16 protein-coding genes and 1 pseudogene are annotated in these 21552 nt (G+C 62.6%); 5 read left to right on the top strand and 12 right to left on the bottom strand.

The window, feature by feature from the left end; genetic code table 11:
- Nucleotide 1 precedes the first annotated feature (1 nt).
- The 3 genes from fdhF (QZ408_RS11070) to fdhF (QZ408_RS11060) form a co-directional block, all read right to left on the bottom strand.
- Nucleotides 2-2068 (bottom strand): formate dehydrogenase subunit alpha, encoded by a 2067-nt coding sequence (gene fdhF / locus QZ408_RS11070; protein WP_292491578.1) that lies wholly within the window; start codon nt 2066-2068, stop codon nt 2-4.
- 225 nt (nt 2069-2293) lie between these two features.
- Entirely contained in the window at nt 2294-3445 is a 1152-nt protein-coding gene (locus tag QZ408_RS11065; protein WP_292491577.1) for a Coenzyme F420 hydrogenase/dehydrogenase, beta subunit C-terminal domain, read from the bottom strand.
- Between the two features lie 2 nt (nt 3446-3447).
- Nucleotides 3448-5514, bottom strand: coding sequence for a formate dehydrogenase subunit alpha (gene fdhF, locus QZ408_RS11060; protein ID WP_292491576.1), 2067 nt, complete (start codon nt 5512-5514; stop codon nt 3448-3450).
- A gap of 530 nt (nt 5515-6044) precedes the next feature.
- Here fdhF (QZ408_RS11060) and QZ408_RS11055 point away from each other — a divergent pair.
- Nucleotides 6045-6665: a hypothetical protein gene (locus tag QZ408_RS11055; RefSeq protein ID WP_292491575.1), complete on the top strand. Its 621-nt coding sequence runs from the start codon at nt 6045-6047 to the stop codon at nt 6663-6665.
- Nucleotides 6666-6742: 77 nt separating this feature from the next.
- On the opposite strand, the gene QZ408_RS11050 is transcribed toward QZ408_RS11055, so the two are convergent.
- Together QZ408_RS11050 and QZ408_RS11045 are read right to left on the bottom strand one after the other, a co-directional pair.
- Nucleotides 6743-7669 carry a hydantoinase/oxoprolinase family protein gene (locus QZ408_RS11050; protein WP_292491573.1) on the bottom strand — a complete coding sequence of 309 codons (927 nt, stop codon included), beginning with the start codon at nt 7667-7669 and terminating at the stop codon, nt 6743-6745.
- A pseudogene (locus QZ408_RS11045) lies at nt 7666-8552 on the bottom strand (ATP-grasp domain-containing protein). Before QZ408_RS11045 ends, QZ408_RS11050 begins: the two are co-directional and overlap by 4 nt.
- Nucleotides 8553-8634: 82 nt before the next feature.
- Between QZ408_RS11045 and surE the strand changes: the two are divergent.
- Nucleotides 8635-9438 (top strand): 5'/3'-nucleotidase SurE, encoded by an 804-nt coding sequence (surE, locus tag QZ408_RS11040; protein WP_292491572.1) that lies wholly within the window; start codon nt 8635-8637, stop codon nt 9436-9438.
- On the top strand, nt 9435-10133 hold the full coding sequence (gene rpiA, locus QZ408_RS11035; RefSeq protein WP_292491570.1) for a ribose-5-phosphate isomerase RpiA: 699 nt from the start codon (nt 9435-9437) through the stop codon (nt 10131-10133). Before surE ends, rpiA begins: the two co-directional genes overlap by 4 nt.
- Here the strand turns inward: rpiA and QZ408_RS11030 are convergent.
- From QZ408_RS11030 to QZ408_RS11015, 4 genes are all read right to left on the bottom strand, one after another.
- On the bottom strand, nt 10122-10502 hold the full coding sequence (locus QZ408_RS11030; RefSeq protein ID WP_292491569.1) for an ArsR family transcriptional regulator: 381 nt from the start codon (nt 10500-10502) through the stop codon (nt 10122-10124). The genes rpiA and QZ408_RS11030 overlap by 12 nt on opposite strands.
- A 477-nt stretch (nt 10503-10979) precedes the next feature.
- Nucleotides 10980-11543, bottom strand: a complete 564-nt coding sequence (locus tag QZ408_RS11025) for a TATA-box-binding protein (protein ID WP_292491568.1) — start codon at nt 11541-11543, stop codon at nt 10980-10982.
- A gap of 41 nt (nt 11544-11584) precedes the next feature.
- Nucleotides 11585-13483, bottom strand: a complete 1899-nt coding sequence (gene acs / locus QZ408_RS11020; RefSeq protein ID WP_292491567.1) for an acetate--CoA ligase — start codon at nt 13481-13483, stop codon at nt 11585-11587.
- A 349-nt stretch (nt 13484-13832) separates the two neighbouring features.
- Nucleotides 13833-15035 (bottom strand): hypothetical protein, encoded by a 1203-nt coding sequence (locus QZ408_RS11015; protein ID WP_292491566.1) that lies wholly within the window; start codon nt 15033-15035, stop codon nt 13833-13835.
- Between the two features lie 247 nt (nt 15036-15282).
- Between QZ408_RS11015 and QZ408_RS11010 the strand changes: the two genes are divergently transcribed.
- A complete protein-coding gene (locus tag QZ408_RS11010; RefSeq protein WP_292491564.1) occupies nt 15283-16896 on the top strand; it encodes a PEGA domain-containing protein in 1614 nt (537 codons plus the stop codon).
- Nucleotides 16897-16914: 18 nt separating this feature from the next.
- The gene (locus QZ408_RS11005) at nt 16915-17952 is read left to right on the top strand and encodes a hypothetical protein (RefSeq protein WP_292491563.1); all 1038 of its coding nucleotides are present in this window, start codon (nt 16915-16917) and stop codon (nt 17950-17952) included.
- Nucleotides 17953-18150: 198 nt separating this feature from the next.
- Here QZ408_RS11005 and QZ408_RS11000 read toward each other — a convergent pair whose 3' ends face one another.
- The 3 genes from QZ408_RS11000 to QZ408_RS10990 form a co-directional block, all read right to left on the bottom strand.
- Nucleotides 18151-18450, bottom strand: a complete 300-nt coding sequence (locus QZ408_RS11000) for a hypothetical protein (protein WP_292491561.1) — start codon at nt 18448-18450, stop codon at nt 18151-18153.
- 24 nt (nt 18451-18474) lie between these two features.
- Complete coding sequence (locus QZ408_RS10995) at nt 18475-18897, bottom strand: hypothetical protein (protein ID WP_292491559.1); 423 nt, start codon at nt 18895-18897, stop codon at nt 18475-18477.
- Between the two features lie 142 nt (nt 18898-19039).
- Nucleotides 19040-21220, bottom strand: coding sequence for a BMP family ABC transporter substrate-binding protein (locus tag QZ408_RS10990; RefSeq protein WP_292491558.1), 2181 nt, complete (start codon nt 21218-21220; stop codon nt 19040-19042).
- Between the last annotated feature and the right edge of the window lie 332 nt (nt 21221-21552).

Genomic DNA, 21552 nt, shown 5'->3' with positions numbered 1-21552 from the left:
TTCAGGCCTCCGTAATCTTCTCAACCTTCACAGCACAGGCCTTGAACTCCGGGATCTTCGCGATTGGGTCGAGGGCGTTGTGGGTCAGGATGTTTGCCGCGCACTCGGCGAAGTGGAACGGCATGAACATGACACCCTTCTTGATGTCGGGGGTCACCTTCGTGGCGACGTCAATGGTCCCGCGGCGGGAGGTCACACGGACCATCTCCTTGTTCTGGATGCCGAGCGCCTTTGCGTCCTCGGGGTTGATCTCGATCCAGCCGGTGGGGACCTCGGCGTCGAGGGTTGCAGACCGGCGGGTCATGGACCCGGTGTGCCAGTGCCAGATGCAACGTCCGGTGGTGAAGAGATAGGGGTACTCATCGTCGGGCACCTCTGCAGGCGGTTTCCATTCGATGGCGTGCATCACGCCCATTCCGTCGGGGTGTGAGCACCTGCCGATGTGGAGGATCGGCGTTCCCGGGTGCTCTGTGGTGGGGCAGGGCCAGTGGAGCGCTTCGGGCCTGTTGAGCCGCTCGTAGGTCATGCCGTGGTAGGACGGGGTGACTGCGGCGACCTCGGTGAAGATCTCCTCGATATTCTGGTAGGGGAACTGCTTCGCGTAGCCCATCTTTGCCGCGAGTTCGCTGATGATCTGCCAGTCTTCCTTTGCTTCGCCGGGCGGGTTCTGGGCCTTGCGCCACATCTGGACGCGCCGCTCGGTGCTGGTCTGGGTGCCGTCCCGCTCCGCGTAGCAGGCGGCCGGGAGGACGACGTCGGCCATCTCGGCGGTCTCGGTCAGGAAGATGTCCTGGACGACCAGGAACTCCAGGCTCTCGAGGGCGTGCTTGACGTGGTTGAGGTCCGGGTCGGAGAGCATCGGGTTCTCGCCCATGATGTACATGCACTTGAGTTCGCCGGGGTTGTCGGTCAGGACATCCATCATGACGGTGACCTCGTAGCCGTTCTTCGGCTCGCAGATGCCGTCAGGGAAGCCCCAGGCGTCGGCAAACTTCTTGTGGGCGGCCGCGTCGGTGACCTTCTGGTAGCCGGTGAAGACGACCGGGAGCGCCCCCATGTCGCAGGCACCCTGCACGTTGTTCTGCCCGCGGAGAGCGTTCACGCCGCCACCGCGCTTGCCGATGTTTCCGGTGAGCATCTGAAGGTTTGCGGTCGACTTGACGTTGTCGACACCGACGGTGTGCTGGGTGATGCCCATCGAGTAGAGGAGTGCGGAGGATTCGGAGGTGCCGATCCATTCGGCTGCGGTCTTGAGGTCGGCAGCGGCAATCCCGGAGATCTTCTCGACGTTCTCGGGGAGATACGTGTCGCTGAGCACCACCTTCTTGAGTTCCTCGTATCCCTTTGCACGGGTCGAAACCCATTCCTTGTCCTCCCATCCGTTCCTGATGATCTCTCCCATCAGGCAGTTGAGGATGGCCACGTCGGTGCCGGAGTAGAAGGATGCATAGAGATCCGCCTGCTTTGCGGTCGGCGTGAGACGCGGGTCAAAGACGATGAGTTTTCCGCCGTTCAGCTTTGCCTGCATGACCTTGCGGCCGATCAGGGGGTGCTGCTCGAAGGTGTTGGACCCGATAACGAAGACGCACTTCGATTCGGCGATGTCGAGGATGGAGTTCGTCATCGCGCCGGAGCCGAACGATGCGGCAAGCCCCGCAACAGTGGACGCGTGGCAGAGCCGGGCGCAGTGGTCGATATGCCGCGACTTCATGACGCCGCGGGCAAACTTCATCAGCAGGTAGTTCTCTTCGTTCGAGACCCGGGCCGATGCGAGCGCCGCGAACTCGTCGGGCTTGTAGGACTTGAACTTTGATGCGATCAGGTCGTAGGCCTCATCCCAGGTCGCCTCGACAAACTTGCCGTCCTTCTTGATGAGCGGCTTTGTGAGACGGTCCGGGCTGTTCACGAACTCGTGAGCGTAGGTGCCCTTCGGGCATACCTTTCCCTCGTTGACGGGCGAACGGGTGTATGGTTGTGTGCCGACAACCTTCCCGTCCTTCACGACGAGGTTGAAGCTGCATCCCGTACCGCAGTACGGGCATGTGGTCTGTACATACTTGAGTTCCATGGTAAAACCTCGGATATATAAAAGTCGAAGTTAGGTATATTTAATTGTAGTGATTAACATCGGCATTTTTGATGAATAAGTGTGGGCTACGCCACCCGGATCTTTGGAAAAGATCCTGCGATACCGGAAATAATCGCCCGGATCCGGGTATAGGCGCGTAACGTCATCCTGAATGGGGATGCGCTGCCCATACAGCGGGGGGCAAGGTTGCAGGCTGAAAAAAAATTAGTTGGCGTAGGGCGCCTTCCCGAGCTTGGGCTCGAATGCGCTGTCGCCCTCGGTCCTGATGGCGTGGGAGAAGAGCGCAAGCGGGATATCCATCGGGCAGAGTTCTTCGCACTGGCCGCAGTTGATGCAGGAGTCGGATATGTGCGCAAACCGCCGGAGGTGGAACATCGGGTTCGGCGGAACCTCTCCGGATATGACCATCCTGGATTTTCCTTTGAGGTCCTCTGCAGCCGGGAAGCAGACCGGGCAGTTCTCGATGCAGGAGTAGCACTTGATGCACCGGCCCGTCTCGCGGCCGATGGTGCCCCAGAGGTCGGATGCGAGCGCTTCAAAGTTCTTCTTCCGCCACTTGTTGCCGAGATTGAGCATGGCGCCCTCGACCTTGCCGCGGATCTCTATCCCCTTCGGGATCGCGGGCCCGGTCCTGACAGCACCGGCCTTCACAGCCGCATCGAGGAGGTTTGCGCCCTTCTCGGAACAGACCTCAACGAACGTGGCGTTGCCGGCCTTATCACCGATGACGCCCCAGTTCCCGCAGGCAAGATCGGCCTGGCGCGGGACCTTGTAGAGGCACCGGCGGCAGTTCGAGCGGCGGCCGTAGCCCTCGTCCTCGAGGTCGTCGATCTTGATTCCTTTGTGGCCGCCTTCGTACTCGATGATGAACTGGCCCTTGTCGATCTCCTCTTTATGGACCAGATCGGGGTCGACCTCGAACTTCTCGCGGATCATCTTCCGGGCCAGGACCGGGCTCACCGAACCGCCGCAGTTGACGCCGAGCAGGAGGAGGCGATCCAGGTCGACCGCATCCCGCTTTGCAAGCTCGATGAGACCCATCGTGTCGCAGCCCTTGACGGTGACACCGAGCCGCGCGGTCTTATTGTTGTCCAGGTAGTCTTTCACCAGTTTCGAGAGCAGGAGCGTCCCGCAGTGGAGCGAGCCCGCCGTCTCTGCGACCTCGGCGGGGTCGGTGATGAATGTCGGGACCGCATCGTAGATATCCGCACCCTTCCTGACGGCAAGGACCGCGTCCACCATGCCGGACGAGAGGGCGTACTGCTGCAGGGCGGTGATCGCGCCTCCGCACTCGCCCTTCTTGAGCACATCGGCGTCTGCCGCCCATGTGTAGAACATATCGCCAATTGCTGCCATCTTCAGGCCTCCGTAATCTTCTCAACCTTCACAGCACAGGCCTTGAACTCCGGGATCTTTGCGATCGGGTCGAGAGCGTTGTTCGTCAGGATGTTTGCCGCGCACTCGGCGAAGTGGAACGGCATGAACATGATGCCCTTCATGATGTCTTTCGTCACCTTCGCGGGGACTTCGACGGATCCGCGGCGGGTGACGGCACGGACCTTCTCTTTGTTCTTGATGCCGAGCGCCTTTGCATCCTCGGGGTTGATCTCGATCCAGCCGGTGGGGACCTCGGCGTCGAGCGTCGCGGACCGGCGGGTCATGCTGCCGGTATGCCAGTGCCAGAGGACCCGCCCGGTCGTGAGCACGAACGGGTACTCCGCGTCGGGGACCTCCGCCGGGGGTTTCCACTCGATCGGGGTGAAGATACCGAGACCATCGGGGTGGGAGAACTTCTCCTTGTGGAGGATCGGCGTTCCCGGGTGCTCCAGGGTCGGGCAGGGCCAGTGGAGCGCTTCGGGCTTGCTCAACCGCTCGTAGGTCATACCATGGTAGGACGGGGTGACGGCGGCGACTTCGGTGAAGATCTCCTCGGCGCTCTGGTAGGGGAACTGTTTTGCGTAGCCCATCTTTGCCGCGAGCTCGCTGATGATCTGCCAGTCTTCCTTTGCCTCGCCCGGCGGGTCCTGGGCCTTGCGCCACATCTGGACGCGCCGCTCGGTGCTGGTCTGGGTGCCGTTCCGTTCCGCGTAGCAGGCGGCGGGCAGGACGACGTCGGCCATCTCGGCGGTCTCGGTCAGGAAGATGTCCTGGACGACCAGGAACTCCAGGCTCTCGAGGGCATGCCGGACGTGGTTGAGGTCCGGGTCGGAGAGCATCGGGTTCTCGCCCATGATGTACATGCACTTGAGTTCGCCGGGGTTGTCGGTCAGGACATCCATCATGACGGTGACCTCGTAGCCGTTCTTCGGCTCGCAGATGCCGTCGGGGAAGCCCCAGGCGTCGGCGAACTTCTTGTGGACGGCCGCGTCGGTGACCTTCTGGTAGGCGGTGAAGACGACCGGGAGCGCGCCCATGTCGCAGGCGCCCTGGACGTTGTTCTGGCCGCGGAGAGCGTTCACGCCGCTACCGGGTTTCCCGAGGTTCCCGAGCAGCATCTGGATGTTTGCGACCGACTTGACGTTGTCGACGCCGACGGTGTGCTGGGTGATGCCCATCGAGTAGAGGATCGCGCCGGGCTTCGTGGTGCCGAGCCACTCGGCGGCGGTCTTGAGGCTCTCGACCGGGATACCTGAGATCTTCGAGACGTTCTCAAGGCTGTAGGCGTCTTTCATGACGACTTCCTTGAGTTTCTCGTAGTCCTTCGTCCGCTTCTCGATGAACTCTTTGTCCTCCCAGCCGTTCTTGATGATCTCCTGCATCAGGCCGTTTAAGATGGCGACGTCGCTGCCGGAGACAAACGGCATGTAGAGGTCCGCCTGCCGGGCGGTTGCGGTGTAACGCGGGTCGGCGTAGATGACCTTCGCGCCGTTCATCTTCGCCTGGACGATCTTGCGGCCGATCAGGGGGTGCTGCTCGAAGGTGTTGGACCCGAGGACGAAGACGCACTTGGACTCGGCGATGTCGAGGATGGAGTTTGTCATCGCACCGGAGCCGAAGGCGCCGGCAAGCCCGGCGACAGTGGACGCGTGGCAGAGCCGGGCGCAGTGGTCGATGTGCCGGGACTTCATGACGCCACGGGCAAACTTCATCAGCAGGTAGTTCTCTTCGTTGGAGACCCGGGCCGATGCGAGCGCTGCGAACTCGTCGGGCTTGTAGGACTTGAACTTCTTTGCAATCAGGCTGTAGGCCTCATCCCAGGTCGCCTCGACAAACTTGCCGTCCTTCTTGATGAGCGGCTTTGTGAGACGGTCCGGGCTGTTCACGAATTCGTGGGCGTAGGTGCCCTTCGGGCAGACCTTTCCCTCGTTCACGGGTGAGCGGCGGTACGGTGCCGTTCCAACCACCTTGCCGTCCTGGACGACGAGGTTGAAACTGCATCCCGTACCGCAGTAGGGGCATGTTGTGGCAACATACTGTAACGTCATGTATCTTATCGCCTCTCTGGCGACCGAGTATCTGATGTTAAGCTACTTAAATTATAGTAGTTAACCTGATCCACCCCGCCCTCCCCGGCGTGGGCCGCCCGGTTAAAGATGGACCATATTGCCGCGTTGAGTTCTTGATCGGATGACTGCCCGGGGAACCCGGGTTTGCCTCCATATGACTGCCAGGCAGATCTGCTAAACCGTCGCCCGGGCGGTCTGAGGAGGGGACCCTGCGGGGCCGGATGACGCTCCGGGCCGAAGCGGGCCCTTCCGCGGACTGAGACGGCCCTCCCGGACCGGAAAACCCTGTTCCGGGGCGCGTGAGGCAGACCGTCAGCGCCCCGCTAACTTCCGCGCACGACCCGATCCCGGCCTCCATTATGATAGAGCCTCGCGCGGGAGAACGCGTTGCCGCAAAGGAGCAGGACAGGATGTACAGACGTCGTAGACGGTAGAGGACATCTCGCCATTCCGCCCTCACCGCCCGGGGGAGCTGTTATTATCGGTGGGCGCCTACACCTCTCATACAGTTGCAGGAGAGAATTACCATCGCGAAGAAAACACTGCTGGTTCCGCCGATGCTCGTCGATCTCGTGGGAAACGCCCTGACGGCGATGGATGGCGTGAAGTTCACCAGTCTCGACGCCTGCCCGTCGTGCGGCGGCCAGGTGACCGGACACGACCTGCGGCCGAAACGGTTTGCCGTCATACTTGAAAACGGGAAAGAGCGAACGATCAGGGTCTTCGTGAAGCGGTTCTACTGCCGGCAGTGCGGTTCACTCTGCTACGCGGACGCGCCCTTCTACCCCGACACCCGCCTCGCGTCGCCCGTCGTCGACCTCTGCCTCCTCCTGTCGCAGCGGATGCCCTTCAACCGGGTTGCCGAACACCTCCGCGCGCTGGGGATCGTCGTGGACAGGGGCACCGTCCGGAACTACGCCTCCCGGGACTTCGGCACGATCCCGGCGACCGAACTCTTCGGCCTCCCTCTACCGCTCTCGCTCTTAAACCTCGCCATCTCCACCCTCGGGCGTGAGGGGTGTCCCATCATAGGGACAGAAGCGCTCGCCGCCTGTGGTCTCCCACCCGCAGACCGGGCAGCGCCTCGCGGCAGGGGGTTTCCCGAAGAGCGGGATCAGCGGTATAACTAGGAAGAGGAAGAAGAACGGGAACCCAAGGGCGAGCGCGACCGCCGTGATGGCGATGGATACCGCAAGCAGGATGAGGGTCAGTCGCAGGCGGCCCGCCGTAGCGCCACCTCCCTGACCGCGTACGCCGGCAGCGCATCCGAGACTTCCCCGAGTTCCTGCGCCAGCGTAACCCCGCCCAGTTCCCGGGCAAAGAGGTCCGCCCCGATGCCGGCCGTGATCACCCGCCCGGCATCGCTCTGGAAGAGTGCACGCCCCACCGCGCGGACGATCACCCTCCGCTGGACCTCCCAGAACTGCCGGGCAACCTGGAGGGCCCCGGACTTCCCGATCTCATCGATATCGGCGCAGACAACCCGGGCAAGCCTCCGGAGCGCAGCGTCAACGGTCTTCTCGCCGTTGTCCGGTGCCGGGCAGGTGTAGTCCGCGGGAGCGATGTGACCGAGCACGAGATGCGCATCGGCGCTGGCCGCGAAGTACTCGGTGCTCACCGGGGTCACCGTCCCGTCCAGCGTGACCGACGACAGAAGCGTCGCGACGTTCGTCCTGAGCATCCCGGTGTAGACGAGGTACTGCTTCTGCAACCGCCGGGTGTCGGTCAGCCCTTTGAGGCTCTCGAAGCAGTTTAAGGGGATGACGTCGGCGGTGGTGCTCCCCACGTCGAGGAGGACCGCATCGGCATACTCCTCCCGCAGGTAATCGGCCGACGCCAGCCAGTTCGCGGCGGCAAGGTCCGGGACCGGCCGGGTATGGAACGCCGCATCGGTGCCGTAGAAGGCGGCGTCGGGGATGACCCCCTGGACGGTCCCGACGATCCACCGGATGCCCTCAATCTTGCTTGCAAAACAGTCCGCGAGCTCCCCGCTCATCACCACGGCAGCGGATCCGGCGTAGGGTTCGAGGAGATCGGCGAGCGGCGCACCCTGCCAGAGCGGGCAGTAATGGATATGCATGCCGGCGTCGTCGACGACCTTGAGGTTCGCACCGCCGATGTCGATGCCGATCATGCCCGGGTGATCCTCCCGTCCTTATCGAACCTCACCCTCCCGGAGAGGTGCACCTCCGCCGGCGCCTCGCCGTGCGACGCTTTGATGAGGATATCGGCGATCTCCTCCTCCATGACCGCCACGATACCGACCAGGCTGGTCGTGGGCCGGGGTTGACGTCGACCACGTAGATGCGGTCTCCGGCGATGACGTCGATCCCGGCATACCCCTGGCACCCGAGGACGTTCATCGCCCGGACGGCGACATCGACGATCTCCTCCTCCCTGTCGGGGTGGACGGGCGTCTCGCCCCCGAGGTACTGGAAACTCCCGTCGTCCGCGACGGCGATCTCCTGCCGGTTGACGCTGAGCAGGAGCGGCGGGTTGCCCGAGTAATACTCGCAGACGTTGCCGGTCACCCGGCTCCCTACAAGGCTCACGCTCAACGCCTCCCCCTCGATGTAAGCCTGGGCAAACTCCCCGGCGCCCGGCTCTTCGTCCGTCAGCCTGACCCCCAGGGCCCCGCAGCCCATCACCGGTTTGACGACCCGTCGCCCCTTGCCGGCCCCGGGCGGGACCGCTATGCCGTGCCGGGCGAGGATCGCCGCCGTCCGCTGTTTGTTGGCACAGACAGCCGCATTCATGCTCCCGCACCCGATGTTGTGGGTGACCTGTTCGAGGAGGTGCGTGTACCGGAAGAGGAGGTGGTCCGGCGCGATGACCAGCCCTGCATCGCACCCCGGCGCGAGCCTCCGGATCCCATCCTCGAGGTCGGGCCCCTCCGGCGTCACCACGTCGTAGCCGCACCGGTCAAAACTCCCGCTTATCGCGGCGAGCATGGCGGCACCTTCGGGCGCGAGTCCGGGGTCGTTGCACACGGAGTATTCGGCGAGAAAAACCTTCATCGCAGTAAAGGTTGGCTGCCAGGCACTTGACCCTGACGATCGGGCAAGTATTTGATGCGCGGGAACAACCCTATAAACAAGGATGAAACCAAAGATTATGCTCACCAACGACGATGGGATCACGTCCGCGGGTCTCTGGGCAGCCTATGAGGCGCTCGCGCCGATCGCCGACGTCACGGTCGTCGCGCCTGCCACCCAGCAGAGCGCCGTGGGGCGATCGATCTCGATCTTTGAGCCGATCCGGGCGACGAAGGTGACGATGAACGGCGTGCCGGCCTACTCGGTCGGCGGGAAACCGACCGACGCCGTGATCATCGGGCTGTTTGCACTCCGCCTGAACCCGGACCTCGTGGTCAGCGGCATCAACATCGGTGAGAACCTCTCGTATGAGTCCATCATGACGTCGGGGACCGTCGGCGCCGCTCTCGAAGCGTCCAACCAGGGGGTGCCGTCCCTTGCCTTCTCGCTCCAGGTGGAGGACCAGGGCGACAAGTTCGACGACCCGTCACGGGCCACGGACCGGTTCAGCGACGCGAAGCGGGTGGTCCGCGAGGTCTGCGAGCGGATCCTTGCAAACGGGTTCCCCGGGAACGCTCACGTCATCAACGTGAACATCCCCACACCGGTGCGCGGCGGCTACGAGATCACCCGTCTTGCCGAGAAACTCTTCTACACCGGCGTGGAGGAGCGCTTCGACCCCCGCGGGCGCCCGTATTACTGGATCGACGGGCCGTTGCACGAGGATGCGGAGGAGGGGACCGACGTTCACGCGGTGCAGAAGGGCAACGTCTCCATCACGCCCATCACGCTCGACTGCACGGCGTTCGGGGCGACGGATGAGCTTCAGGGCATATTCGACGGCATAGGAACGGAGAGTAAGGCATGACTGCAGCAGGACAGGTAGAGTCGAAGCGGAACGCAGGGTACCGGGCGGCCGCGATGGTCGAAGACGGAATGGCCGTCGGCCTCGGGACCGGGTCGACGGTCTTCTTTGCGATGGAGCGACTGGGCGAGCGGATCGCCCGGGAAGGCCTCCGCATCACCGGCGTCCCGACGTCCTACCAGGCGGCCATCCGCGCACGCCGGTATGGTATCCCGCTCTCCAGCCTTGACGAGCACCCTGAACTCGATATCGCCATCGACGGGGCCGATCAGGTCGACCCGGGCCTGAACCTGATCAAAGGGCGCGGAGCGGCGCTCCTCCGGGAGAAGTGCGTCTGCGACGCGGCCCGGGAGGTGCTCATCGTCGTCGACCCGACGAAGATGGTCGATACCCTGAACGCGCCCGTCCCCGTCGAGGTGCTCCCGTTCGGCGTCGCGGGTGTCTCCCGGCGCCTCTCTCTGCTCGGGGCCGCTCCGGTCCTCCGGGAAGGGGTGAAGAAAGACGGCCCGGTCGTCACCGACAACGGCAACTTCATCCTCGACTGCGGCTTTGGGGCGATAGGAGAGCCCCGGGACCTGGAAGCAGCGATCGCCGCCATCCCCGGTGCGCTGGAGTGCGGTCTTTTTACAGCCTATAAAGAAAAGATAACGGTTATCGTCGGCGAGGAGACCGGGTGCCGCGTCGTCTCACTGCATTGATATACATTCCCGCATCTTCTGGATAAGGTCTAACTGGTGCCGGGCTTCTTTCTTCTTTTCTCTCTCGATTGTATCCATGATCTCGGTTATCGGACGGGAGAGCATGTAGATCTTCACCGGCCGCCCCTTGCTCTCCGACTTGCTCTCGCGGGTGTCGATCCAGTCGCATTCCTTGAGGTAGCGCATGGCGATGCTGACTTCGGGCTGGCGGAGATCGGTGCCCCGCTCGATATCGCGGGACGTCGCTTCGTCTGTGTTTGCAAGATATACGAGCACTTTGGAGACGTTTCTCTTGATGCCGATGCCCATGAGGAGCTCGGCGAGTTCTTCGTCGCGTGGCGTAAAGTATCGTACCTTGTCTGACCTCATCCGTTCACCATCAGATAGTATCTATTGTTTTAAATCTGACTATAAAAATATTATTATTTCAATGGGAGATCTGGCGATTATGATGGTTTTAAGAGAATCAATAGGGCATTGCGTCGATGCGATCTCTCTTTTCTTCGCCGAATCGCGCTTCCCGGGGCGGTGAGGGTGACCCCCGGGAGAGAGGGGCAGGGTGCGGATCAGCCAGAAAAACCCGGTCGGCGACCCCGGCTCCGGTATACGGCGCCCTCGCACCCGCCCCGGTGCCCGTTCCCTCTACGCGGCGGGACCGGCGGCTCTCGGGTGGAAGCGACAGGCCCCCCGGCGACATCTGCGGCACAACGGGTGTGCCGGCCGGGGCGAGCATGCGAAGCCACCGGGTTTTGCGGTGACGCGGCGTTGCGCGAAAAGGGGGTTGCCGGGCCAAAGCCCGCGGAGCATCCCGGGGGTCCCAAAAAGAGGCAGAATATTCACCGGAGTTCAGATGAGCCCGAGACTGGAGAGTTCGGAGAGGATCCGCTGCACCGCACGCCTCGCATCTTCGGGCACCTTGCCGCCCGTGATGATCAGTTTGCCGGACCCGAAGAGGAGGACGACCACCTTCGGGTCGTCGAGCCGGTAGACGAGCCCGGGGAACTGCTCGGGCTCGTACTCGATCTTGTCCAGGTTGAAACCCACGGCGATCTTGTTTAGGTTGATCGGCGTCCCGAGGTCCGCGGACGTGACGATGTTCTGGATCTTGTAAGTCAGGCCCTCGGGGATATCGATGCCGAGCGCCCGTAGCTGGTCGGCGAGGATCTCCAGCCCCCGCGAGAGGTTGTCGATGCTCTTTGCTCCCGTCAGGACGACCTTGCCGGAACCGAAGACGAGCGCGGCGATCTTCGGGTCCTGCATACGGAGAACGACGCCGGGGAACCGTTTTTTATTGTATTCCGCGTCCTTCAGTTGGGAGGCAAGGGAGGGGAGATCAAGAGAATCAGTCACTTTCGCTGAAGCAACGATGTTTTCTATCTTGAGGGACTCCTCTGGCTTATGCTCATTCATATTTATAACATATTTAAAAGAGTATATAAAGGGTTGGTTGCCTATTCCTCAAGGGTCGAGACGTCTCCGGGGTCCATACCCAGTTCCTGTGCTTTTAAGACCCGCCTCATGATCTTGCCGCTCCGGGTTTTGGGGAGCGACTGGACGAAATCGATCTCGGACGGTATGGCGATGGGGCCGAGCGTCATCCGGACGTGGTAGGTGAGGTCGTTCTTCAGCTTATCGCCGGGCTGGCGGCCGTTCCTGAGGATGACGAAGGCCTTGATGGTGTTCCCCTTCAGGGCGTCGGGTTTCCCGATGACGGCCGCCTCCGCCACTGCTTCGTGGGAGACGAGCGCACTCTCGACCTCTGCGGTGCCGATGTTGTGTCCGGCGACGACGATCAGGTCGTCGGACCGCCCGATGACCATGATGTAGCCGTCCTCGTCCTTCACCGCGAGGTCGGCGGCCGTGTAGCAGCCCGGGATGGTATCCCAGTACTTGCAGTACCGCTCGTCGTCGTTCCAGATCGTCCGCATCATCGACGGCCAGGGCTCCCTCATGACCAGGAGGCCGCCCGTGCCCGGCGGGACCGGGTTCCCCGCTTTGTCGACGACATCTGCGACGACACCCGGTAACGGCCTTCCGACGAATCCCGGGCGCATCGGTTCGCCGATCGTCGTGGTCAGCATGTGCATCCCGGTCTCGGTCTGCCACCAGGTGTCCACGATCGGGCACCGGTCTTTCCCGATGGTGCGGTAGAACCACTCGAACGCCTCGGGGTTGAGCGGTTCGCCGACCGACCCGAGGATGCGGAGCGACGAGAGGTTGTAGCGGTTCGGCCACTCTTCTCCCACCCGCATGAACATCCGTATGGCGGTCGGAGCGGTGTAGAAGATCGTGACGCCGTACTCCTCGATGAGGTCCCAGTAGGTGCCCGGGGTCGGGTAGTCGGGGGTCGCCTCCGTGATGAGGCAGGTGGCGCCGTTCAGGAGCGGGCCGTAGACGCCGTAGCTGTGGCCGGTGATCCAGCCGGGGTCGGCGGTGCACCAGTAGATGTCGCTGTCTTTTATGTCGAAGACGTGCTTCGTCGTGTAGTAGGTGCCGACCGTATAGCCGCCGCAGGCATGCACGATACCCTTCGGGGATCCGGTGGTGCCGCTCGTGTAGAGGATGAAGAGCGGGTCCTCGGCGTCCATCGCCTCAGGCGGACATTCCCGCTCCACGCCGTTCATCAGGTCGTGGTAGTCCACCTCCATCTCGGGGTGGAGTTCGACGGGTTTGTCGGCGTCGCGCCGGAGGATGACGATCCGCTCGACGCTCGGGGCGTTGACGACCGCCTCCTCCACGATGTTTTTGAGCGGGATTGCCTTGCCGCGCCGGTAGCTGAAGTCGGCGGTGACGACCACCTTCGCTGCGGTGCCCCGGATCCGCTGGTTGAGCGCGCTGACGCCGAACCCGCCGAAGACGACCGAGTGGATGGCCCCGATGCGGGCGCAGGCAAGCATCGCGACGATCTGCTCGGGCACCACCGGCATGTAGATGCAGACCCGGTCGCCCTTCCTGACGCCGAGACGCGAGAGGCCGTTTGCGAACCGGCAGACCTCCTGCAGGAGCTGGCGATAGGTGAGGATCCGCTCCTCATCCTCGGTCTCTCCCCGCCACATGAGGGCGACCTTGTTTCGCCGCTGGCTGTGGGCGTGGCGGTCCAGGCAGTTGTGGGTGATGTTCAGTTTCCCGTTCACGAACCACCTGGCGTGCGGATATTCCCATTCCTTCACCCGGTCCCAGGGCTGGAACCATTCAAGTTCTCTGGCGACGTCATCCCAGAACCCTTCGGGGTTCGCAAGGAATGCCTGGTAGGCACGGTTGTAGTCGCCTATCCAGGAGTGCTCCCTGCAGCTGGCTTCGGGAGTATAGTACTTCGCCTCATTGAGCCTGACACTAAAATTTTCAGCCATCCTATTACCCCAATTATACATTATTAATAATGTATATTCTATATCAACATTCTGGTCGAGGGGGTGGATCCGGTGAGGATGCGCCGGCACGGGTGGCGGTTACGCCGGAGCGGGATCGTCCGGGGGGACTCTGAGGGGAAGGTGGGCGGTGCCGGGATAAGAGCGATCGGGCCCCGGGGCGGGGTCGCACGGAGGGGAATGGGCCTGCCCTTTCGACGAACCCGCACCCTCCCCCCGGGGCTATGGTTGATCACCGTTCGCCGGCCCGGGAGGCTCCGGAGACGCCGGCGGCGCTGCGCCCCTCTCCCTCCGGCCGGTCCCGGGAACCCCGGTGCAGGGGGCAGAGACCTCACTTCATCGGTAAGATGCCCTGAGACCGCAGCCACCGGATCTCCACAAGAACGCAGAGCGAATCGTACTCCTCGCGCGACAAATCCTGGTCGAACAACGACTGGTACAACTCCATCCTTCCGAAGTCGTCCTCCCACATCCCTGCTCCCTTGGCATACGCCTCCTCAAACTCACTAGAGCCTACCAATGTCGTTTCGAGAGCATCAACCTCCGTTCCGGCTTTATCGGTCTTCCATGCGACGTAGGCGTGTTTCGGGGTGATGACGATGTACGGCTGCATGCCGAGCCGCTCTATCGCGGAGGCGAAGAGGACGGCACCGTCGATACAGTTTGCGCTCCCGCTTGCGAGCGACTCGTCCGGGGTGCTGACGCGCTGCGAGTCGCCCATGCCGAACGCTACCGGCGCATCGACGTAACTCAGATTATAGTCGTATTTCAACGCGTTATAAATGGCTTTGACCTGCAGCGCCGTACGGTTCTTTGTATCGCCGTAGGTTGTCCTGCAGTCGGGAAGGACATAGCCCGGCAACGTCCGCTCCATCCCGTAGTCTGCATACCTCTGGTCAAACTCCCGCGTCGCCCGCTCTTTTGCCTTCGCCACCAGCTCCGCCACCCCCCTGGACTGCGGGGTCACGAATATGGCGATGAGCCCGTGATAGATCGTGATCTCCCCGCCCGGATCCTCCGTGGCCCATACCATCTGGTCCATCGGGTAGAACGTGACCAGGTCCGTCTGCTCGTCATGAACGGTCCAGTTGCCGCCATCCCAGTACTCGATCCTGTAGTGAATGGCTGCCCTGGCCGGCGCCCTGATCTCCTGAATCTCCTCGCGATCCAGGACGACGAAGTGGTCGAACGTGGCCGTGCTCCCGGCACCGACCTCCGATACGCTGACGGTCGGGGTGCTGTAGCCCGGGTACTCCGATGTGAGCCGGACCCAGACAGGTGTTGCCGTCGGGTTCCGCACGGTGTACTGGACGTCCGATACGTTCAGGAACCATGTAGGCCTCAGGTTATGCCAGGCTAAAGGATAATCGGTCCTATGTTCCACGGAGGTCAGGAGAGGGGAGCCCGGGTGCCCCGGCGGCAGATCCCCGGAACCATCGGTTCCCAGAACGGGGAGAGAGCAGGATGCCAGCGAGAGCAATATCACCAGCCAGCACATCACGATGCGGCGGAGAAGGGTTGGTACGAGGGTCATACAATCGCCTCCGGCCGCAGTGTCGATACGACGGCAGTTAAATACCTTGCCTCAGGATCCCGGCCGGCCGCATGCATCTTCCCGGGCGGCAACGCTCCCGGCCAGGCCAGTCACCTGCCCGTTCGGCGTTTCCTACCGGGAGCGTTGCCGCCCGCAGGGGCGTCCGCCAACCGGGTCCGGCAGCACCGGGGCATCATCCCATATCTATATGGATAGTATTATATTATGAGATACATATTGTGCGCCGGTGAAGATCGGCATGACCCGAATCTGCCGTATTGTCGGATTTTTCCTCCTCGTAGTCATGATCTCTGCGACCGCCCTGGGCATGCAGCCCGGCGATGCGGTTTTGGTCGACAGCTCAGACCCTGCACCACGGGCGGCTCTGGGGGCAGGGGAAGGTGCAGACAACTTCCAGGTTGTGCAGATAACGAACAGCACGAAGGACCAGATCCTGCCGCGCATATCAGGCAACAGGATACTATGGATGGAGGTTGAGCGCGGCGGCACCGTGAGCCTGTATCTCTACGACATTGCAAACCGGTCCGCGGAGAGGATCATCGAACGTTTCTCGCCCCTGACACACCCGGAGATCTCCGGCAACTGGATCGGGTGGGTTGAAGACCTGAGCGATTCCTCCGGCCAGTTCTTTCCGTGCATCCGCGTGTACGACATCCAGAGCGGCACAACCGCCCAGATCACGCAGTACCCCGCCATGCCGTACCAGACGAGCGAGTCACAGGATATAACATGGGAGCGGGAGTCGACCCTGGCCATATCGGGCGACGGGATCGTCTGGCACGACAAAAGGGACGGAAATATGGATATCTACTACGGTAACCTCTCTTCGGGTGACTGGGATGTGGTAGCCGACTCACGAAAAGACGAAACCTGTCCGTCGATATCGGGCGATCGGGTCATCTGGGCGGAGCAGCACGGGATGAAGGGCTATACCATCCACCTCTACAACCTGACGTCACGCGAGCGAAAACAGATCACTGATCTCCCCGCCATGCGAAGGAACCAGGTGATCTCGGGAGACTATGTCGTCTGGTCGGAGTGGAGGGAGGGGGATTACGACATCTGCTGCTACAACATCTCGTCGGGCAACACGACCTGGATCACCGAAGAGCCTGCACATCAACTCTGGCCGAGGATCTCCGGCAACGTAATCGTCTGGTCGAGAGGGCGCGACGGCTACGGAGTCTCCGCGTACGACCTCTCGACAGCGACCGAAACGCGGATCCTCGCCGATCTTGCCGGCCCGGTCTGGCCGGATGTCGACGGCAACAACATCGTCTGGTCCGACAACCGGACCGGCAATTACGACGTCTACTTATGCTCGCTTGGGAATCGATCAGACACTGCGCCTCAACTGTATACCGTTCGGCTCAACTCCGTCCCCCGGGGGGCCGACATCTCTGTAAACAACGAGTCGCGGGGCCGTACGCCAGCGACGCTCTCCTTCGATCGGGCAGGGATCTGCCCCATCAAGCTGGAGAAGAATGGTTTCAGGCCCTATACGACGACGCTTGACATATCCGCATCGATGACGTTTGTGGTGAACCTCGAACGGGAGGGGCCCGGCACGATAAGCGGACCTCGCCCGATACTGATGAGCATAACCGTAGACTCAGTCCCGCGGGGCGCAAATGTCTCGGTGGATGGGGCGGTTCACGGGACCACGCTCTTCAAGATGGACAGACTGCCCTCCGGGGACCACGAGGTCGAGTTGACCCTTGAGGGCTATCAGTCCAACCGCACGACCGTGAACTCGTCGGAGCCGATCAACATCACCCTGATCCCCGAGACGAACGAGACGGATGGCGACCGGCCTCTGCTGATGGGGAGATACGTCTGATGTGGTGGGAGAGACCTGATGCTCTCTTACCTCTCTAAAAAGCAGATATTCATTGCAATCACCCTCGCCATCCTCGTTTTCCTGGTCAATTGCGGGTTCAGCATACTGTTTCCTGTGTATCTCCCCCTGGAAGATGCGTCCGATGTCGTCGCAATCGCTTCGGTGAGCGGGGCGATCGGGTTCCAGCTCGCCGGCGTCTGGTACCTCATCGCCCGGCTGGAGAGGACGTTTAAGGATGGGTTTCCGGCAGCTCCCGGGTCTTTGGGCGATGATTGCCCGTATACGGCGGTGAAGCGGATACTCTGCAACAAGGCGTATTACATCACGTTCATTGCCGCTTTCCTCTCGCCGTTCATCGTCATCACGTTCGTCAATCTCCAGTCAGGCAGCGCACGCTACTATCTCCTCTCTCTTGCGAGCGGGTCGCTCTCAGGTCTTCTCTTCGACGTGTTCAACTACGGGGTGGCGTATGCCAACTACTGGTTACTCGGGACGATCGCATGGGTCCTTTGGCGTTGTGATTGCAACGAACGAGATGAAGCGCGCCGGATGCGGGTATACGATGTTGTCGAGATCTACTGCCCGGACAGGATCGGGGGCCTTTCTCCGGTCAGGAAACACTTAATGGGCACCCTCTACGTCTTCCTGATAAGCATCGCCCTGCTGGTGATGGGGTACATCAATTTACTGGGCAGTTTTCTCAACTTCAGCCAGGGTCAGGGATTGTTCCATTTTTTCTTCAGTGTTATCGCAGAGTTCTCCATACTCTCGCTCCTCTCGTTTTCAGGGGTTGCTCTAACCGTCATCGGGCTGAACCGGCTCTCCTCCATCTGCTTAAAGAAGATTGAAGACCGGGTTAACGGCATAAACGAGAGGTACCGCATCTTCCAGGAGAAGCTCTTCTCCCTCTCGCCCGACGGGCTGGAGACCCGGGAAACGAGGTTAACAACCTCAAACAGGTCGTCGAAGTCTTCAGCAACGAACGGGAACGACTGCTGCAGTGGCATTCGGATTGCAGCGGATTCAATACCGGGACGGCGCTCCAGATCTTTGTAGCGTATATCCCGCCGCTTGTCACGATAGCGTTCCAGCTGTCGCAGCTGCTGCCCGAGTTACTTGCCGCGAAACCGTGACGGGGAGGTTTTCCCGAACAAGCTGATACGGTGATCCGGGTGGGAGCGGACCGTGAACCACCGGACTACCGTCCCGGCGCCGCAACTGGTATCCTCCGGAAAGGCGGGTGCGCCACCCGGGTCACCCCCGGGAACTCTCCGCCACCATCCTCTTTGCTTTCATCGCCTTCGCCCGATCGATGAGATACTCGAGCCTCGCGAGTTCGTCGGCGGTTCCCCAGGCGTCCCTACGGCGGGCCTCATCCTGCAACCGGCGACACTCCTCTTCGATGCGGCCGAGGTCGTCCATCGTGTACCTGTGATACCGGGCAAGGATGCCCTCATATTCATCGGCGAACGCGGCGATCTCCGCGATGAGGTCTATCTGGCCCCTTCTCGCGGCAGCGGGACCCCGGTCCGCCCCGGAAGCGGTATGTTCCATACTATCTTCTCGCCGCAGGGAGGGTTATCCTTTCCGCAAACGATTGGGTGAGCGCTCCGAGGATCGCCGGCGGAGCCGTGAGATGACCCCCGTCACGCTCCCCGAGACGATGAAAGCCACTCCCCGTATCCATACCGCAAAATAGTCCAGGGCGACGGATGCAAGCGTCTCATCCGGGTACATGTGGGTCCGCACGTTGGAAAGCGAGAAATACGCGAGCAGCAGCCATACGGACGCGACGAGCGCCTGGCCGGCCATCGATATCCAGAGCCCGAGGGTGGCGAAGACCAGCGCCATGATATAGCCGAGCATGCTCGTGAAGAAGGCCGAGAAGCAGTTCAGCACGGCACCGCGCGAGACCACGTCGCGGAGCTGTGGCAGGAGCATGACCGCAAAGAGTATCGTAATCCCGGTTATGGTCAGGTCCTGCCAGGTCGTTTCGATCACGTCCGTGCACACGCGGTGCTGCCTACAGGTATCGGCGTGCGGGCATATCAGATCAGCATATCCGGGCTGGACTCCTGCCTGCCGGGTCCGATCGAACCGGAACGTCAACTGCAAAAATGAGCGGAGTGCCGGAGACCGGGATTCACGGCACCGCCACCTGCAGGTAATCCTTCTCCGCGGCGACTGCCCGTTCCCGCCACCCGGCGACGACCCGCGCGTGCTCCTCGAACCGCGGCGAGACGAAGAGCCCGGTGCCGCCGTTATCAAGCGTCCAGACCTCCTGTCCCGGCGTGAACCGGCCCATGATCTCGTTTGCCACCGCGTGGTAGACGATCGTGTCGATCTCCTTTACCACCGACGCGACAACAAGGCTCGGGGCGAGGTAGGACTGATCGGCGTCCTCGCCGATGAGGTAGACGTCCCCGGTCTCCCGGGCGGCATCCACGATCCCGGCGTTCGAGGCGCCGGCAATCATCAGGATGACGTCGGCGCCCCCGGCACGGAGGTCCCGGGCGAGAACACCTGCACGCTCCGGCATGTTGAACCCCTCGAAACCCTCGCCGACGTAGAGGACTGTGACGTTCACGGAGGGGTCGTACGCCCCCGCTCCTGCGGTGAACCCCTCGACGAACGGGTCGATGACGGCGACCGGCGCCCCGGCGACCGCACCGATCTTGCCCGTCTTTGTGATGTTTGCCGCCAGCACGCCCGCGAGGTAGGACGCCCCGTAGGGGACCATCACGACGTCGCATGCGTTTGGAAGGCCATAGTCCGCCTGTTCGAGGGTGAAGAACCGGATATCGGGGTTCGCCGCGGCCCACGCCCCCGAGGCTTCGGTGAACTCGAACCCCTCGGTGATCACGAGGTCGGGTTTCTCGGTGAAGTTCCGGGCTGAGAATACGCCGTCAAGGAGGCTGAGGTCATCGTGGGAACACTCTCTTTTCGTGAACGAAAACGACTCCTGCGCCCGGAAGAGGCCCCGGTATGCCGAGTCCGCAAACGACCGGTCGCCCTTCACCAGCGGGTAGACCATCCAGACCACCGGGAGGTCGCCCTCACCGGCGGCCGGGCCGTAGGAGAGGCCGGGAAGGGTCGGGGTTACGCCCGCTGAGGGGACGGGGGTGCTCTCGCAGAACGTTCCGCCCTCGACGGCCCAGCAGGTGTAGTACCCGGCGAGCGGGCCGGCGGAGGACTCCGCGGAGAACCGGAGCGGCCCCGAGGCGCCGGTGACGGCGGGGTGAGCACCCGCACGGATCATCGCCGCGGCCTCGCTCGCCTCCTGGGGGTCCCAGCCCTTGACGGTGCCGTCGCCGGAGACAACCCATCGCAGGGAGGCGGCGAGCGGTTCGGCCCGGGCCGCCTCCTGCCGTGCCGCAGTGTAGACGGCGAGGAGGAGGGCGTCGTAGGTCTGTGCGGCAAAGGCCGGCGGCGCCTCGCCGAAGGTCTCCTCGTAGGCGATCGCGTACCCGGTCGAGGGGTCGGGGGCAAGCGACGTGCCCCGGATGCCCTCCGCCCGCTGCCCGAGGCTCGCGAGCAGATACGGCGAGCGGCCGGCATCGGTCAGGAAGAGGCCGGCGGGCGAGCCCGCCGCGGAGAGCGCATCCGATAGCCCTGCCGCCTCTTCCGGGTACACGGCGGCGACGACGATATCGGGTTCTTCTTCCACGATCCGTGCGGCGATCTCCAGAAGATCGTCTGACGTATTGAGCGATACCGCCCCGGTGATCCGGATGCCGTTCATCGCGGCCGCTGCCGGGGCAAGCCGTGCAAACGTCTCCCCGTAGGGCGTATCTCCCGTGACAAGCGAGACGTCTTCGACGCCGTCCTTCCGGAGGAGCCCAAAGATCGCCTCCGCCTGCCGGCCGTCTGCGGGGCAGGTCCTCCAGAAGAGGCCGCTATCGTTGAACTCTCCCGTGACAAGCCCCGTCGTGACGCTCGGGGAGATGAGGAGTTTGCCCCGCCCCGTGACGATGGGAGCAACCTGCACCAGTTCCGCGCTCGTCGCGGGGCCGATGATGATATCGATGTCGTCGCGCCCGGCCAGTTCTTCTGCGTATGCGGAGATGTTGCCGGTGCTCGTGTCCCGGTAGGCGAGTTCGATCGTGTGGCCGCCCTGCCGGTTCATCGCATCCGCCGCCCAGGCGAGTCCTTCTGGCGAATGCATGGCAACGGGCCCGCTTGCAGGCAGCAGGACGCCGATACGGACAGGATCAGGATCGGTCGCGGCGGTGCATCCTGCAGAAGAGATCGCCAGCGTGACGATACAGAAGAGCGTGAGAGCCGGGAACAGGCCGGTCCATAAGAGCGGTGATCGGGGGGTCATGGCAATGTCCAAAGGCCGTTGATCGGCAGTTGATCGTTGTACGTCGGCGGCTCAAATATGCCTTTTTATCAGACGGTTACCGAGAAACAGGGCGGCGGGAGAGGAAGAGCCCGCCGCGGTTTCTTAACGAAGAACGCCTGCAGTCGACCGGTACATCCTCCCCATATCGACGCCCGCCACCCCGCCGACGGCGTCACGGGAGTCCCTTGAGGGCATACCCGGAGATCGTGTAGTGCAACGATTCTCAATTACCGGCACTCCCAACGGAGGGGAGTATCGATCTTTTTTCACACTATCCGGGGGGTTGCATCCCGGGAGACGGCTTTTCCCCG

It is taken from the genome of Methanoculleus sp. 10, from assembly GCF_913757945.1.
In the GTDB taxonomy this organism is placed as follows: domain Archaea; phylum Halobacteriota; class Methanomicrobia; order Methanomicrobiales; family Methanoculleaceae; genus Methanoculleus.
Note: the sequence above shows the minus strand (reverse complement) of the source record. Positions and strands in the feature narration are given on the sequence as shown.